We start from the raw sequence: 14,037 nt of genomic DNA, 5'->3' as shown, positions 1-14,037 counted from the left end.
TCGTTCGTAGGGACGGACACCGGGTCGGGTGACATCACGTGCGGTGGGGCGCCACGGGCCCCGGGCCGAGACCGCGGCCGGTGTGCGGCGGCGTCCCCGGCGTTGAGAGTGACCCATGGCGGGACGGCGCGCGTCAAGCACGCGGCGTGCTCGTCGATCGCCTCGCCGGGCGTGGCCGCGACACCGGGCGCGGCCACGGCAGCGCCGCGGCCGGAGCACAGGCCGCGGCCGGACGGGTGCGGCAGGTCATGGGTTCCCCCGTGGTGCGTCGGGGCGCGCGGGAGCGCCGTCGGCAGGCGGTCCCCGCCGCGGTCGGGCTGGGCGTCCGTCATCTGCGGACGTGCGTGAACGGGCCCTCCAGGGCCGCCCACTGCAGCAGCAGGACGGTCTTGGCGTCGACGATCCCGCGGTTGCGGATCATGGCCAGCGCCTCGGAGAAGGGAAGCTCCAGGACGGTGATGTCCTCCCCCTCCTCGGCGATGCCCGCCTGTGCGGTCGCGGTGGCCGCGGGGCGGTAGGGGGCGGCGAAGAAGTGCAGGCGTTCGGTGACCGAGCCGGGACTCATGTAGACGTCGAAGAGGTGCTCGGCCGCACCGATGTCGTGTCCCGTCTCCTCGGCCGCCTCCCTGCGGACGGCTTCCTCGGGGGTGTCGCCGTCCAGCAGGCCGGCCGCGCTCTCGACGAGCATCCCGTCGGGGTGTCCGTTGACGTAGGCGGGAAGACGGAACTGGCGGGTGAGCAGGACGGTTTCGCGGTCGGTGTCGTAGAGCAGGATCGTGGCGCCGTCACCGCGGTCGTAGGTCTCGCGCTGTTCACGGCTCCAGCGGCCGTCGGCGTGCCGGTGGTCGAACGTGGTCCTGCGCAGGACGTACCAGTCGCAGGAGAGGACCTCCACGTCGACGATCCGCACCCGCGGATTGCCCGTCAGGCCGCGGCCGTGCCGGTCCAGTCCCGTGCGTCCGCGCCGGTCCGGCGTGTCGATGCCCGCGGTCACCGGGCGGCCCGGACCACGTCGGGGCCGGTGTGCACGGCCGCGCCCCGGGCACGTGCCCGGGGCGCGGCCGTCCGGTCGGCGCCCCGGGTACGCCGCAGGGCCGGGTGGAAACGATCGGCTACATCCATACCCCCTTTCTAACAGAAAAATGTTCACTCGAACATTTATTTGTGAGAACGCCTCGGGCTCGACTCCGGGTACGTCAGCCGGCTGCTGCGCTCCCTCGAGGCCGACGGCCTGGTGAGCGTCGAGCCGCACCCCCGGGACTGACGGGTGCGCACCGTCCGGCTCACCGAAGCGGGCCGCGCGGAGCGCGCCGAACTCGACCGCAGGAGCGACGAGTTGGCCGGCCGCCTCCTGGAGCCGCTCGACACGGCCCGGCGCGCCCGGCTGGTCGCCGCCATGGCCGAGGTCGACCGGTTGCTGACCGCCGCGACGGTCACCCTGGACCCCGTCGCCCCGGACCACCCCGACGCCGAGCACTGCCTGCGGTGCTGCTTCACCGAGTTGCAGGAGCGCTTCGAGACCGGCTTCGACCCCGCGCGGAGCCTGCTGCCCGACGCCGGGGAAGTCCGTCCGCCGCAGGGCCTGTTCCTCGTCGCCCGGCTGCACGGCGAGCCCGTCGGCTGCGCCGGCCTGAAACTGCCCTCCGGGGCACCGGCGGAGGTCAAGCGCATGCGGGTCGCCCTCCCGTGCCCGGGGCCTCGGCCTCGGCCGCCGGTTCCTGGCCGAGCCGGAGGCGCGGGCCGCCCGGCACGGCCACGACACCTTGCGCCTGACACCAACGAGGCGCTCGACGCCGCGATCGGCCTGTACCGCTCCCACGGCTTCCGGGAGGTCGCCGCCTTCAGCGACGAGCCGTACGCCCAGCACTGGTTCGAGAAGCGGATCACCGCGCCGCCGGCGGAGTGACGGCGCGAAGGGGGCGGCCGGCACCTCCCTTCGCACACCTCGGCTCACGTCACCCCGGCGGCCCGCCGGTCAGCGCACTGCCTCCGGGACCTGGTCGTGGAAACCGTCAGCCGGCCTCTTCGAGGACCTCGCGCAACCTGCGCGCGAAGGCCTCGGGCTGCCCGGCGTAGCCGGACTCGCCGCCGAGGAAGCCGCCGTGGTGGCTCGGGAACACCGTCGCCCGCTGACCGAGCAGCTCGGCCGTGGCCACCGAGGCGCGTCCGGTGAGGACGTCCCCGGACTCCTCCCCCACGGCGATCACGATCCGGGTCGGCGCCGCGGTCAGCGCGTCGACGTCCGGCCGGTAACTGCTGACCGCCCGGGACCGGTCGGAGAACAGCGGATCGTCACGGGAGCCGTCGTCCTCGGCCGGCATCCCGAAGGCAGCGGGATCCGGCGCGGGCAGGGCGAAGTAGTCGTCGGTGAACTCGCCCCGCCACGACGTCATCGCGATGAAGGCCGCCATGCCGGCACCCCAGCCCTTCTTCTCGTAGACGTCCCGGACGCCGGCTGCGGCGCGCTCGGCGGCCCGGGCGTCGGGAAGCAGCGGAATGAGGGGCGGCTCGTGCGCCACCAGGGTGGTCACGTCCTCGGGGTGCGCCGCCACGAGAGCGAGCGCGGTCACCGCACCGCCGCTGCTCGCGAACATCTCGACCGGGCCCGCACCGAGCGCCTCGATGAGGGCGTGCACGTCGGCGGCCTGGATCCGGGGCACGTGGTCGACCCGGCCGTCCTTGCGGGTGCTGCGGCCGATGCCGCGCGGATCGTAGGTGATCACGGTGCGCTCGGGGAAGTGCGACACCAGCGCGTCGAAGCCGCGGGCGTCCATGGGCTGGCCGATCATGAACAGCGGTGGGCGCCCGTCGGCGGTCGGCAGCGGGCCGTGGACGTCGTAGGCGAGGTCGGCCCCGGAGGTCTTGAGTATCCGCGTCATCATGACCAAGTGGACCGCCCGGGCACCGAAAACTCATCGGGAGCCGGAACCCGGGACCCGGGCCTGCGGTGCTACGGCCGTGGGGCCGGGCCCCCCGAGGAGACGCGCCGGGCTCGGTCCGCGCCCCGGTCGCCGGCGGAGGCCGGGGAAGTCCCCGCCTTCGCGCGGCTCCACCGGTTCGGCGGTGGTCCCGGACACCGCCCCGGAAGCGCCGTGAGCGGGGCGTGCGGCACCGGAACGATCGTGTGGACGGAGTGATCCGGGGCAGGTGGACCACCACGACCGAGCGCAGGGGGCGGCATGTTCGACGGTTTCACGCTGGCGCGTCGTGCGGGAGACGGGGCCCGGCTCCGCGTGCGGTACGGCGGCGACGGTCCGGCGGTACTGCTCCTGCACGGCCATCCGCGCACGCACGCGACCTGGCACCGCGTGGCCCCGCTCCTGGTCGCCGCGGGTCACACGGTGGTCTGCCCCGACCTGCGAGGCTACGGAGAGTCCTCGAAGCCCCCGACCGACCGGGAACACCGTCCGTACTCCAAGCGCGCCATGGCCGGAGACTGCCTGGCCCTGATGCGTGGCCTGGGCCACGAACGGTTCGCCGTCGTCGGCCACGACCGGGGCGCGTACGTGGCCACCCGCCTCGCCCTGGACCACCCGGAGGCCGTCTCCGCCCTGAGCGTGCTGGACGCCGTCCCCATCGGCGAGGCACTGCGCCGGTGCGACGCGAAGTTCGCCGCGAACTGGTGGCACTGGTTCTTCCTCGGGCAGACCGACAAGCCCGCCGAACGGATCATCAACGCGGACCCCGACGCCTGGTACGGGGCCACCCCCGGGCACATGGGCGCCGAGGCGTACGAGGACTACCGCCGCGCCGTCCACGACCCGGCCACCGTGCACGCCATGTGCGAGGACTACCGGGCCGGTCTGGGCATCGACCGCCGGCACGACGACGCCGACCGGCGAGCCGGCCGTCGCATCGGGTGTCCGCTGCAGGTCCTGTGGGCCACCCGGGACGACATGGCCGACCTCTACGGCGACGTGCTGGAGGTGTGGCGGGACCGGGCCGGGGGCCGGCCGGACGGCGGTCCGATCGACTCGGGCCACCACATCGCCGAGGAGGCGCCCGAGGCGCTCGCCGTCGCGCTGCGTGAGTTCTGGAAGACCGCGGAAGGACAGACCTGAGCGCGTCCCCGCCCAGGAGACGGGCGGTTCCCGTCCCCCGCTCCCGGCATGTCCGGCCGGCCCGATCGGGCGCGCGTACGGAACACCCGGCCGGCCCGGCGCCCGACAGCCGGGTCACCCCGTCCGCAGCGCCGTCCCGCGCGGACCGTCGCGGTACACCACCAGGCTCTCCACCTCGTACGACAGCTCGGTGGTGGCGGCGTCGGGAGGCGGGTGGTAACGCCCCGCGCACACCGAGAGGTTGACGATGAGGTAGGCGTACCAGCCGGGTCCGACACCGCGTCCGTCGGCGAACACCCGTCTGCCGTTCAGCGACCAGACCACACTGCGCCCGCCGAACGTCACGCTCAGATCGACGAGGCCGCCGGGACGGACGGCGTCGTCGCGGACGTACCTCTGTCCCGGACGCACGTGGTTGGTGAACTCCAGCAGGTCGGGGTTGTCCGGGTGGTACTCGAACACGTCCACCTCGTTGCCCCCGTCCCGCCAGGTCCAGATCGCCGGCCACGCGCCCAGCCCGGTGGGCAGGCGCACCCTGGCGTCCAGGCGGTCTCCGGTACGGACCGTGAACCCCTCGGCGCTCTCCTCGGTGGTCAGCAGGCCCGTGTCCCACAGTCCGTCGGCCCGGCGCGTGGCGCGGAACGTGCCGGTGCGCGAGTGGCCGGGCTCCGCGGTGAGGTGGTCCAGTTTGTCGTCGCCCGGATTGGTGGGGCCGCCGTCGGGATAGGCCCAGGAACGCCCCGCGACCCACTGGTGGTCGGAGGCGAAGACGGCGTCGAGGACGACTTCGCTCACGCGTGGGCTCCCTCCGTCGCCGGGACGGCGTCGCATGCCGGGGTTCTCCCCGGGAGCGCGCCGGACATGCGGGCCGGGAGCCGACGGCCCGTGCTTTCACCCGTGCGGGTGACCGCCGCGCGCCCGCCCGCCCGGGCGGGCCCGGCACCGGGACGACGTACGTCCTCGTGCCCCGGTCCCCTCTCACCCGCTCCGGCCCGGCGGCGGGATCCCGGATCCCGGACGGGCCCGTCGGCCCTGAGCCCCGGGCCGGGGCTCCTTCCGCCCACGGGCCCGCACCGTGCCGGCCGTCGCCCCGCTAGGAACGCTCGACCTGCGCGTTCATCGTGCCTCCGGCCCGCTCCACCGAACGGCGCGTCCCGGCTTCCCAGAGGCACCAGGTCGACCACAGCAGCAGGACGAGGAAGACGGCGAGCAGCCCCAGCAGCACCACCGTCTGCCGTGCCGACCCGTCGCCCTGGACCATGGTCAGCAACAGGCAGAAGGTCCAGGCGACCACGCCGCCCGCGTACACAGCCCTGAGCTGCCGCAACTGACTCATCGAATCCATCGTCGCCCTCCCGACCCGCCCGTCATGCGTTGCCCTGCCGGTACCCCCGTCACGCGGCTTCACCGCACGCGACCGCGGTCGATTCCCGCGACCTGCTTCCGGCGGCGCCGAGGACCGCTTCCGGGCTCGCCCCCCGCCCCCCTTCGCAGATCCGTGCCGATCCCGATCACGGCCGGCGCCACCACCCTCCCGGGCCGCCGGTCGAGCCGGTGGCGGACGGTCACGCGGGGCCCACGACGCCCGGGCCGATGCCTCCGGGCGGGCGGGATCGGCGATCGTCTGCGCAACGACGGCCGTCCGGCCGCCGGGACGGCGGGCGCGGCATGATGGGGGGTATGCGAAACCGGCCGGTACTTGTCTTCGACGGGGACTGCGGCTTCTGCACCAGCTCGGTGCGTTTCCTCGAGCGAGTGGTGCGTCCTGGGTGCGAAGCCGTTCCCTGGCAGCGCGCCGATCTCGCGGCTCTGGGCGTCACCCGGGAACGCGCCCGGCACGAAGCACTCTGGGTGACACCGGTCGGAAGGGTGTACGGCGGCGCCCGGGCGGTGGCGAAACTGCTGCTGAGCGCCGGCGGCGCCTGGGCACTCGTAGGAGCGCTGCTCACCCTGCCGCCGGTGCGCTGGGCAGCCCACGCCGCCTACCGGCTCGTGGCGAACAACCGCCGGCGCCTGCCCGGTGGACCAGCGGGGTGCGCCGCACTGCCCGCGGACCGAACGCGCCGGACGTGACCCGGCCGACCGTGCCTTCCTCCGCTCCCCGGCTCGTCGGACCGTCCGCGGGCGTGTCCGGAGCGGATGCCCGGCAGGCCGGCGGCCGGAGAGCGGACGCCTCCACCGCGACCGGGCAGGCCCCGGAACCGCGCTGCGGCTCCCGTGCTCACCTGCTCACCGCCGTGGTCCGCGAGGCGACTCGTCGACTCGTCAAGGTGACGCGGTGCGGGGCGGAAGGCCCATGGGGTTGGGGAAGGGGATGATGCCGGAGGTGAGCACCCGGTCGGTCTGCGGGCGGAGCAAGCCGACGAGCCGGGCGGCCTCGGTCGCGCCGAGGCCGCGGTAGGGCCGGACGGCGAGGGCATCGGTGCGGACCTCGATGTGGGCGTGCAGGCTGCGTCCCTCGTCGGTGGGGTGTCCACTGCCCTCCAGCAGTCCCCGCGCGGTGAGGCGGTGCGCGGCCGCCTGCCAGTCCTCCTCGGACCAGCCGCGGTTGTCCCGCAGGACCGCCGCGGGCACCTCCTCGCACGCGGCGAAGAGGACATGGGCCTCGCAGCCGTCCAGGCCCTCGGCGGTCAGCACGGCGACGTGGCCGTCTCCGCGGTGCTCGCGCAGCGTCGTGGCGTCCTGCCAGAGGGCGCCGACCGGGTCCCCGGGTGCGGGCAGGTCGCGGTTGGCGGCGAACAACGGGCGTCCGGCGCCGTCCGCGAGGGCGACCACCCGTTCCAGCAGGGGGACGGCCTTCGCCGCCGCCTCCGGCACTGACGGCGCCACCCGGCGCAGTGCCGCGGTGGCCGCCTCGACGCGGGCGCGGAGCACGACCTCGGGCGCGGCGAGTCCCCACGCGTCGGGGATGGCACGCCGCACCATGGCGGGATGGAAGTTGAAGAAGGCCGCCGTCACCGCACCCGCCGCCACCGCTCCCAGCGGCGCGGCCCGGGCCGCGAAGTAGCCCGTCCAAAAGCCGCGCAGACCCACCGCGCGGTGGGCCTCGCGACTCTCGGGCGCGAAGTACGTGACCGCGTGCAGGGGTTCCAGGACCTGCCAGACCGTCCGGGCGAATGCTGCGTCCACGCGCGCCATCCTCCCAGACGACCCCGGCCGGGCCCGGGCGATCCCGGTGCGCACCCGTCGGACAGGCGTGGCACAAGACGTGCACGGGCTCTGGAAAGCCCTGGGCCGCGCGGAGCGGCTGGAGGACGGGACCGGGGTGAGGCTCGACGCCTTTCCGCCGGACACGGGGGCGAGGCGCGGGAAGCTCACAAAAGACAGAAACCGTTCGATCAGTAACGCATTTCGCTCTTTATCGTTCATCAGCGTATGAACACCAGATATCGCGCACTCGCCGCCCTGGCTCTCGTGGCGGCCGCTCTGACCACTGCCGGTACCGCTCACGCCGACACTCCCGACGGCACGGGCGGTCAGGCGACCGAACAGGCCACCGGCGCCGGTGCCCAGGAAGGCGGGGACGGTCTCCTCGGCAAGGCCAAGGAGACGCTCGCCCCGATCACCGGCCTTCTCGGCCTGGACAAGGGCGCTCAGTCCGGCTGAGGGACGCCTTGCCGATCACGGTGTGACCCGGACGGGTGTGCCGGCCGGGGTGACGGCGGCGCGGCAGCGAACGGGCTGTCGCTCGTGGCGGGCCACGCCGCCGTGCCGGGCGAGGTGTCGCCCTCCGCGGGGTGGCGCGTGGCGGGCGGGCGGAGAACCCGCGCGACCGGGCGGTGCGGCGGGGTCAAATCCTTTTGCCCGCCGTGCTCCGGCGTGGTTGGCTCGCGCCCATGACCTGGCTGCCGCGTGACTTCGTCCATCCCCTTCACATCGACATACCCGACGGCGGGGGCCACCGGCTGCGTCCGATCAGCGGTGCGGACGCGCCGCTCGACTACCCCGCGGTGATGGGTTCGCGGGAGCGGCTGTGGTCGATCTTCGGCCCCGCCTGGGGCTGGCCGCCGGCCACGATGTCGTACGAGGCGAACCACGCGGACCTGGAGCGGCACGCCGCGGAGATCGAGGCCCACCAGTCGTTCAACTACACCGTCGAGAACGCGGACCGCACCGCCCTGCGCGGCTGCGTCTACATCGATCCGCCGGAGAAGCGGGGGGCCGACGCCGAGATCTCCTGGTGGGTGGTGGACGAGGAGGTGGGCGGTGCGCTGGAGCGGGCGCTGGACGCGTTCGTGCCGCGCTGGATCGCCGAGGACTGGCCGTTCGAGCGGCCGCGGTTCATCGGACGGGACCTGACGTGGGAGGAGTGGCTGCGGCTTCCGGACACCGAGTGAGCGGCGGTTGCCGGATCGCCGCCCGTGAGGGGGCGGTCCGGCGGGCGTCCGGAGGTCACCGCAGAGATCCCCTCCCCCGCCTGAGCCTCCCTTTCCGCGTCCCCCGGGTGCGCATGCCTCCCCGCGGACCGGCCGTCGAGTTCGTCGCATGGTCCGGGACGACCGCCGTCAACTGCTGCGGGCGCTGCTCGCCGGTGCGGGCCGGGGCGGGCCACGACTGTGCCTCACCGGGCGCACGGAGGGACACGAACGGGTGCGGTGGTGGTTTCGGCTCGGACCGCCAGTGGTTAGGAGGGAGCGAGGAAGGAGATCCGCCATGCCGACTCAGGGACCCGCAAAGCAACCCACGGCCGAGCTCGACGCCCGCTACAGCTCCGCTCTCACCTCCCGGCCGGGCGCCGCGGACGTCGCCGCCACCGAGTGGGCCGAGGCCCAACGGCAGTTGGAGGCCGCAGAGATCTTCTGGGTGTCCACGGTGCGGCCCGACGGGCGGCTGCACGTCACGCCCGTGATCGCCGTCTGGCACGACGGCGTGCTGTACTTCTCCACCGGGCCGGGGGAGCAGAAGGCGAGGAACCTCGCTCAGGACGCGCACTGTGCGCTGACCACCGGCGGGAACTCGCTCACCGAAGGACTCGACCTCGTGGTCGAGGGCAAGGCCGTGCCGGTTGCCGACCCGGCGGTGCTGGAGGAGGTGATCGCGGCGCACGAGGCGAAGTACGGGTCGCACATCACCTCGCCCCAGGGCACCTTCCACGGGCTCGGGGACACGTTCCGCAAGGGGGACGCGGTGGTGTTCGCGGTGGCCCCGGTCACGGCGTACGGCTTCGGCCGGGACAACGGGGTCTACACCCATACGCGGTGGGTGTTCTGAACGACGGGCCCCCCGAGGCCGTGCCCGCCCCGCCACCGTCCCACCCACCCTCGCGTCCTCGTCCGCGACGAGACCGCCTCCCTCCTCGCGGTCCGCACCGTCCGGCCTGTTCCTCCGGCCGTCCCGGCCGTCCCGGTCGTCCCGGTCGCGTCGGCCCGCGGTCCAGGAGGCCCCCCCTTCCACCGGCGCGGACACCCCTCGTGCATGATCGGTGAGGCCCCTCGACCCTCAAGGGCGGGGAGGCGTCCGCCGAGCGCGAAGGAGAAGGCGTTGACCATCTGGGAGTCACTGGCGGTCTTCACCGCCGGCATGGGCGCCGGCACCATCAACACCATCGTCGGATCGGGAACGCTGATCACGTTCCCGGTGCTCCTCGCCACGGGGCTGCCGCCGGTGACGGCGACCGTGTCCAACGCCCTGGGACTGATTCCCGGATCCGTCAGCGGCGCCATCGGCTACCGGGAGGAGCTCAAGGGGCAGCGTTCGCTGGTCCTGCGGCTGGGCACCGCCGCCGCGATCGGCGGGCTGGCCGGAGCGGTGCTGCTGCTCATGCTCCCGGAGACCGCCTTCGAGACGATCGTCCCCGTCCTCGTGACGCTCGCGCTGGTCCTCGTCGTGCTCCAGCCGCGCCTGTCCGCGGCCGTGCAGCGGCGCCGCACCCGCGCGGGAACCGTCACGAGGACCGACGGCGGCCCGGCCCTCTTCGGCGGTCTCCTGCTCGCCAGCGTGTACGGCGGCTACTTCACGGCGGCCCAGGGGATCATCTACCTCTCCCTGATGGGCACGCTGCTCGACGACACCCTCCAGCGCCTCAACGCCGTGAAGAACGTCCTCGCGGCGATCGTGAACAGCATCGCGGCACTGTTCTTCCTCTTCGTCGCCGACTTCGACTGGACCGCCGTCCTCCTCATCGCCGTGGGCTCCGCGGTCGGCGGGCAGCTCGGTGCGCGGATCGGGCGCCGGCTGCCTCCGACGGCGCTCCGCGTCTTCATCGTCGTCGTCGGCACGTGCGCCATCGTCCAGTTGCTGCGCTGAAGACGTTCGCGGGCACACGGCGCGGCGACGGCCGACGAGGGCCCGCCCGGTCACGGGATCCGTCGGCCCGGGCTCGCTCTTTCCGCCCTTCCGGCTCCACGAAGGCCCGGTGACAGGACGTCACCGGGCCTTCGTGGAGCCGGATCAGCGTCTGCGGGGCCGGGCGGTCCCGATTCCCGCGACGTGCAGGGCCAGGGCGGTCAGCCCCAGCAGCATGACGTTCACCGAAGAGAACACGTCGTTGGTGCCGATCTCCGCCGCGTTGATCAGGAAGGCGATGAAGAACAGCACCGCCGCGGCTATGCCGAGCATGGGCGAACTCCTTTCCCAGGGATGAATCCCGTATGCCCGGGCATCGCCCTCGCAGACGCGGACGGAGCCCCGGGCTCGGCTCGTACGTGACCGGGAGCCCGCCCGGCGGCACGGCCACGGACCGGCAGCCGGAGTGACGCCCGCTGAGCTTCCGTCAGGACTTCTCCTGCTGTGCCGGCCGGCGGGCCGAGCGGTGGCGCAGCCACAGGGGGAGGGCGTACCAGGACAGCACGAACCACAACATCACGCCGCCGACGAGCAGTTTCGCCATGAAGCCCGGTACGACGACGTGCAGGATCAGGAGCAGGGTGCAGCCGATGGTCACGGCCAGCAGGACCATCCCGCACATCATGAGCCGGTGCGCCGCCCTCACCGTCTCGTCCTTCATGCGCTGCCCGGACAGGAAACGGTGGATCGACACCGGCGCTATCAGGGAGGCGGTCGCCGCCGCGCCCGAGACCACCGTGATGACGTAGACGACGTGGTCGAACGTCCCCAGGTCGTGGAAGAGGGGGGTGAAGGCGACGCTGAGCAGGAAACCGAAGAGGATCTGGACTCCCGTCTGCGCGACGCGTGTCTCCTGCATGATCTCGTTCCACCGGCGGTTGACCCGTTCGCGCGGGGTCTCCTCCGTCTCGTCCGCCTCGTCCGGCGAAGAGGTGGCACGACCGCCGCACTCACCGCACCGGCCGGTCTCCGCTTCCGCTCTTTTGGCCGTCTCCGTCGTCATGCTCATGTTTCCTCCCGTTCAGGACCTTCGTCTGCCCGTCCGAGTGCGTTGCATGCCCGCGGCGATCGGCGCCGTCCGGGACGTAGCCGCTGAGGGTGGAGCAGCCGGGAGGGGCCTCGCGGTATGCGGCCGCCGCTGTCGTGCCGGGCGGTGTCCGCCCCGTCGCCGGCCGTCTTATCCGGCCGGCGGGCGGGCCTCGCCTCCGAGGCTTTCGACGGTGCGCGTCGTGGAGTCGTAGCTGCGGGCGCCGGTGAAGGTCGCCTCCCAGGGTCCGCGCAGCGCGGCGGGCAGGAGGGGGGCGGGCCACTGCGCCGGCGTGCGGCGCGACCGGGCCAGGGTCAGGTGCGGGATCCACCGTTCCGGGGCGTGGAGCGGGTTGAGGTGGCCGGCGGTGGGGGCGAGTACGTCCCACACCCGCCGGTGCAGCTCGGTGAGTTCCGCGTCGGCGACGACGCGCCAGGCGAGCACACGGGTGCGTCCGGCGAAGTGCAGCAGCCCGTCCAGTCGGAACGGCGCGGGCAGACCGTTGCCGAGAACGGCCGCGAGCTCCGCCTTCGTCGAGGGAGGGATGTCCTCGCACGTCGCGAGGGTCACGTGGGGCCGATTGGTCGGGTGCCGGTGTTCCGCGAGACTGGGCAGTCCGGCGTCGGCCATCCTGCGCCACACTTCCCGAACGCGCAGCTCAGTGGCGGCGTCGGGCAGCAGTTCCACCGTGCGCACGGTGCCAGCCTACGTGGCCGGGACAGGGGTGGGACGACGGTGGGCACCGATGTCGTCCCCGGCCGCCCGCACCCGGCCCGGGGGAAGCGGACCACCCGGCTCAGCGGGGCCCGCTCCCCCGTGCCCGCCTGTCGGAGCACCCCGGCGTGTCCGTCATCCGGGCTGGGGAGGGGTGCCGACCCGCAGGACCAGAAGAGCGACGTCGTCGTCGTTGTCGGCCGGCCGCACCCTGCTGAGCAGCTCGTCGGTGAAGTCCTCCACCGGGCGGTGGGCGAGGGCGGCGGCATGCCGGCGCAACTGTTCCAGACCCTCGTCGATGGAGTGGCTGGGGGACTCGATGAGGCCGTCCGTGTACAGCACGAGGGTGGAGCCGGGCGGCAGTACGTCCGCTCCGTCCGAACGCGCCGGGTTCGTGCCGGTGCCCAGGAGCATGCCGTTGCCCCCCGTGAGGTAGCGGACCAGGCCCTCGTGCGTGACCAGCAGTGGCGGCGGATGACCCGCGTTGGTCCACCGCAGCTCCCAGTGTTCCCCGCCGCCCGGGGCGAGGGTGGCGAGCACCAGGGTGGCCATGGGGACGTCCGTGATGCGCAGCACCGACCGGTCCACGCGTTCGACGATGCGGCTGGGTGGTTCCTGCTGGGACCAGGCGTAGGCGCGAAGCACGTTGCGCAGCTGGGCCATGCCCGCTGCGGCGTCCAGGTCGTGCCCGGAGACGTCGCCGATGGCGAGGGCGGTGGCGCCGTCGGCGAGGGTGAAGGCGTCGTACCAGTCACCGCCCACGTGGGAGGCGTCCGGCGCGGGCAGGTAGCGGGCCGTCATCTCCAGCTCCGCCACTCGCGGAAGCTGCGGCAGCAGGTACCGCTGCATGGTTTCGGCCACCTTGCGCTGCCGCTGGTAGAGACGGGCGTTGTCCAGGGCCAGGCCGGCGCGCCGGGTGATGTCCTCCAGAAGGGTGAGATCGGCGGCGGTGAACTTCTCGGGGCGTTCGGAACGGCCCAGGGTCAGGGCCCCGAGGACCTCGCGCAGTCCCCGGATCGGCGCGATGGCCGCCGAGTGCATGCCCGTGGACCGGAACAGACGACGCTGCTCGACCGCGATGCCCGTGTCGGGGGACCGCTCGTAGGTCTGCGGTTCGGCGATCGTCGAGGCCACGCCCCGCAGGGCCCGTGACAACGGCATCGGTGACTCCGCGGGCACGGGCGCCATCGGTCCCTCGAGGTCCCGGTGGGGCACCAGGACCTCGTTCTCGACGTGCACCACCTTAGTGCGCCACACCTCGTCGCGTTCGGTGATCAGGTCGATCACCGCCCAGTCCGCCAGCCGGGGCAGCACGAGGGACACGAGGCGCTGCAGCGCCTCGTCGACGGACAGGGTCGAGGTCAGCTGCGTGGTCATCTCGGCCAGCAGCGCGAGCCTTTCGAGCTCCTGGAGCAACCCGCCGCTCGGCTCCGGCTGCTCGGCGAGCCCTTCGGGGTCGCCCCGGGTGTGGAAGAGGACGAGCACGAGGGTGTCGCCGTCACCGATGTCACAGGGAGTGAGCGACCACGAAACGGGGAGCAGTGATCCGTCGCCCCGTTCGAACCACTCCAGACCGGCCTGGGCCGGACGGCCCGCCAGGAAGGCCGGCCGCATGCGGCACTGCGCCCTGGGAACCGCCTCCCCGCGGGCGTTGCGGTGCAGCAGGTCGTGCGCGTCCTCTCCGACGAGCTCCTCGGCGGACCGGCCCAGCATCCGCTCGGCGGCGGCGTTGACGGCCACGATGCAGCCCCGCGCGTCCACCGCGTAGGCTCCGGTGCCGAGGGCCGCGAGCATCTCACCGACCGCCTTGCCGGGAACCGCCGCGGCCCGCTCGTCGCCAAGGGCGTCCCCACCACCTTCGGTCACCGTCTCCCCTCCTCTCCGCTCGGTCGGACAACGGACACGCCGACGGAACCCACCGCTTCATGTTCTCAGCCGGGCCGTGGCGAA

16 protein-coding genes and 1 pseudogene are annotated in these 14,037 nt (G+C 73.4%); 7 read left to right on the top strand and 10 right to left on the bottom strand.

Annotated elements, in window-relative coordinates; all coding sequences use genetic code 11:
• Positions 1-328: 328 nt before the first annotated feature.
• Entirely contained in the window at positions 329-994 is a 666-nt protein-coding gene (locus tag GL259_RS36170) for an NUDIX domain-containing protein (RefSeq protein WP_159537868.1), read from the bottom strand.
• Positions 991-1,122, bottom strand: a complete 132-nt coding sequence (locus GL259_RS39435) for a hypothetical protein (RefSeq protein WP_279578643.1) — start codon at positions 1,120-1,122, stop codon at positions 991-993. The genes GL259_RS36170 and GL259_RS39435 overlap by 4 nt, the downstream gene beginning before the upstream one ends.
• 40 nt (positions 1,123-1,162) lie before the next feature.
• On the opposite strand from GL259_RS39435, the pseudogene GL259_RS36165 reads away from it, so the two are divergent.
• Positions 1,163-1,906: pseudogene (locus GL259_RS36165) on the top strand (bifunctional helix-turn-helix transcriptional regulator/GNAT family N-acetyltransferase); the annotation flags it as partial.
• 106 nt (positions 1,907-2,012) lie between these two features.
• On the opposite strand, the gene GL259_RS36160 reads toward GL259_RS36165, so the two are convergent.
• Positions 2,013-2,882, bottom strand: a complete 870-nt coding sequence (locus GL259_RS36160; RefSeq protein WP_159537867.1) for an alpha/beta hydrolase — start codon at positions 2,880-2,882, stop codon at positions 2,013-2,015.
• A 297-nt stretch (positions 2,883-3,179) separates the two neighbouring features.
• On the opposite strand from GL259_RS36160, the gene GL259_RS36155 reads away from it, so the two are divergent.
• On the top strand, positions 3,180-4,061 hold the full coding sequence (locus GL259_RS36155) for an alpha/beta hydrolase (protein WP_159537866.1): 882 nt from the start codon (positions 3,180-3,182) through the stop codon (positions 4,059-4,061).
• 114 nt (positions 4,062-4,175) lie between these two features.
• On the opposite strand, the gene GL259_RS36150 is transcribed toward GL259_RS36155, so the two are convergent.
• Positions 4,176-4,856 (bottom strand): beta-glucanase, encoded by a 681-nt coding sequence (locus GL259_RS36150; protein ID WP_208026564.1) that lies wholly within the window; start codon positions 4,854-4,856, stop codon positions 4,176-4,178.
• 298 nt (positions 4,857-5,154) lie between these two features.
• Positions 5,155-5,397 (bottom strand): hypothetical protein, encoded by a 243-nt coding sequence (locus GL259_RS36145; RefSeq protein WP_159537864.1) that lies wholly within the window; start codon positions 5,395-5,397, stop codon positions 5,155-5,157.
• Positions 5,398-5,741: 344 nt separating this feature from the next.
• Here GL259_RS36145 and GL259_RS36140 point away from each other — a divergent pair, with 344 nt between their 5' ends.
• Complete coding sequence (locus tag GL259_RS36140) at positions 5,742-6,134, top strand: DUF393 domain-containing protein (protein ID WP_159537863.1); 393 nt, start codon at positions 5,742-5,744, stop codon at positions 6,132-6,134.
• A 192-nt stretch (positions 6,135-6,326) separates the two neighbouring features.
• On the opposite strand, the gene GL259_RS36135 is transcribed toward GL259_RS36140, so the two are convergent.
• Entirely contained in the window at positions 6,327-7,190 is an 864-nt protein-coding gene (locus GL259_RS36135; protein ID WP_243762493.1) for a hypothetical protein, read from the bottom strand.
• Positions 7,191-7,436: 246 nt separating this feature from the next.
• Here GL259_RS36135 and GL259_RS36130 point away from each other — a divergent pair, with 246 nt between their 5' ends.
• The 4 genes from GL259_RS36130 to GL259_RS36115 all read left to right on the top strand — a co-directional run bounded on the left by GL259_RS36130 (position 7,437) and on the right by GL259_RS36115 (position 10,307).
• A complete protein-coding gene (locus tag GL259_RS36130) occupies positions 7,437-7,667 on the top strand; it encodes a hypothetical protein (protein WP_159537861.1) in 231 nt (76 codons plus the stop codon).
• A 230-nt stretch (positions 7,668-7,897) separates the two neighbouring features.
• Complete coding sequence (locus tag GL259_RS36125; protein ID WP_159537860.1) at positions 7,898-8,398, top strand: N-acetyltransferase; 501 nt, start codon at positions 7,898-7,900, stop codon at positions 8,396-8,398.
• 316 nt (positions 8,399-8,714) lie between these two features.
• On the top strand, positions 8,715-9,272 hold the full coding sequence (locus tag GL259_RS36120; protein WP_159537859.1) for a pyridoxamine 5'-phosphate oxidase family protein: 558 nt from the start codon (positions 8,715-8,717) through the stop codon (positions 9,270-9,272).
• A gap of 270 nt (positions 9,273-9,542) precedes the next feature.
• Positions 9,543-10,307 (top strand): sulfite exporter TauE/SafE family protein, encoded by a 765-nt coding sequence (locus GL259_RS36115; protein ID WP_159537857.1) that lies wholly within the window; start codon positions 9,543-9,545, stop codon positions 10,305-10,307.
• A gap of 144 nt (positions 10,308-10,451) precedes the next feature.
• On the opposite strand, the gene GL259_RS37835 is transcribed toward GL259_RS36115, so the two are convergent.
• The 4 genes from GL259_RS37835 to GL259_RS36100 all read right to left on the bottom strand — a co-directional run bounded on the left by GL259_RS37835 (position 10,452) and on the right by GL259_RS36100 (position 13,881).
• Positions 10,452-10,619 carry a hypothetical protein gene (locus GL259_RS37835; RefSeq protein ID WP_166461608.1) on the bottom strand — a complete coding sequence of 56 codons (168 nt, stop codon included), beginning with the start codon at positions 10,617-10,619 and terminating at the stop codon, positions 10,452-10,454.
• Positions 10,620-10,773: 154 nt separating this feature from the next.
• On the bottom strand, positions 10,774-11,349 hold the full coding sequence (locus GL259_RS36110; RefSeq protein WP_159537855.1) for a DUF6328 family protein: 576 nt from the start codon (positions 11,347-11,349) through the stop codon (positions 10,774-10,776).
• Positions 11,350-11,523: 174 nt separating this feature from the next.
• Complete coding sequence (locus GL259_RS36105) at positions 11,524-12,069, bottom strand: 2'-5' RNA ligase family protein (protein WP_243762492.1); 546 nt, start codon at positions 12,067-12,069, stop codon at positions 11,524-11,526.
• Between the two features lie 153 nt (positions 12,070-12,222).
• Entirely contained in the window at positions 12,223-13,881 is a 1,659-nt protein-coding gene (locus tag GL259_RS36100) for a SpoIIE family protein phosphatase (RefSeq protein WP_159539230.1), read from the bottom strand.
• Positions 13,882-14,037: the final 156 nt, after the last annotated feature.

Origin of the sequence: Streptomyces sp. Tu 3180 (assembly GCF_009852415.1) — a bacterium.
Classification (GTDB): Bacteria; Actinomycetota; Actinomycetes; order Streptomycetales; family Streptomycetaceae; genus Streptomyces.
This window is presented reverse-complemented; position numbering and strand designations above follow the sequence as displayed.

Coding starts and splice junctions, on each gene's coding strand:
- GL259_RS39435 (WP_279578643.1), bottom strand. CDS start 1,122: ATGGATGTAGCCGATCGTTTCCACCCGGCCCTGCGGCGTACCCGGGGC.
- GL259_RS36160 (WP_159537867.1), bottom strand. CDS start 2,882: ATGATGACGCGGATACTCAAGACCTCCGGGGCCGACCTCGCCTACGAC.
- GL259_RS36155 (WP_159537866.1), top strand. CDS start 3,180: ATGTTCGACGGTTTCACGCTGGCGCGTCGTGCGGGAGACGGGGCCCGG.
- GL259_RS36145 (WP_159537864.1), bottom strand. CDS start 5,397: ATGAGTCAGTTGCGGCAGCTCAGGGCTGTGTACGCGGGCGGCGTGGTC.
- GL259_RS36140 (WP_159537863.1), top strand. CDS start 5,742: ATGCGAAACCGGCCGGTACTTGTCTTCGACGGGGACTGCGGCTTCTGC.
- GL259_RS36130 (WP_159537861.1), top strand. CDS start 7,437: ATGAACACCAGATATCGCGCACTCGCCGCCCTGGCTCTCGTGGCGGCC.
- GL259_RS36125 (WP_159537860.1), top strand. CDS start 7,898: ATGACCTGGCTGCCGCGTGACTTCGTCCATCCCCTTCACATCGACATA.
- GL259_RS36120 (WP_159537859.1), top strand. CDS start 8,715: ATGCCGACTCAGGGACCCGCAAAGCAACCCACGGCCGAGCTCGACGCC.
- GL259_RS37835 (WP_166461608.1), bottom strand. CDS start 10,619: ATGCTCGGCATAGCCGCGGCGGTGCTGTTCTTCATCGCCTTCCTGATC.
- GL259_RS36110 (WP_159537855.1), bottom strand. CDS start 11,349: ATGACGACGGAGACGGCCAAAAGAGCGGAAGCGGAGACCGGCCGGTGC.
- GL259_RS36100 (WP_159539230.1), bottom strand. CDS start 13,881: ATGCTCGCGGCCCTCGGCACCGGAGCCTACGCGGTGGACGCGCGGGGC.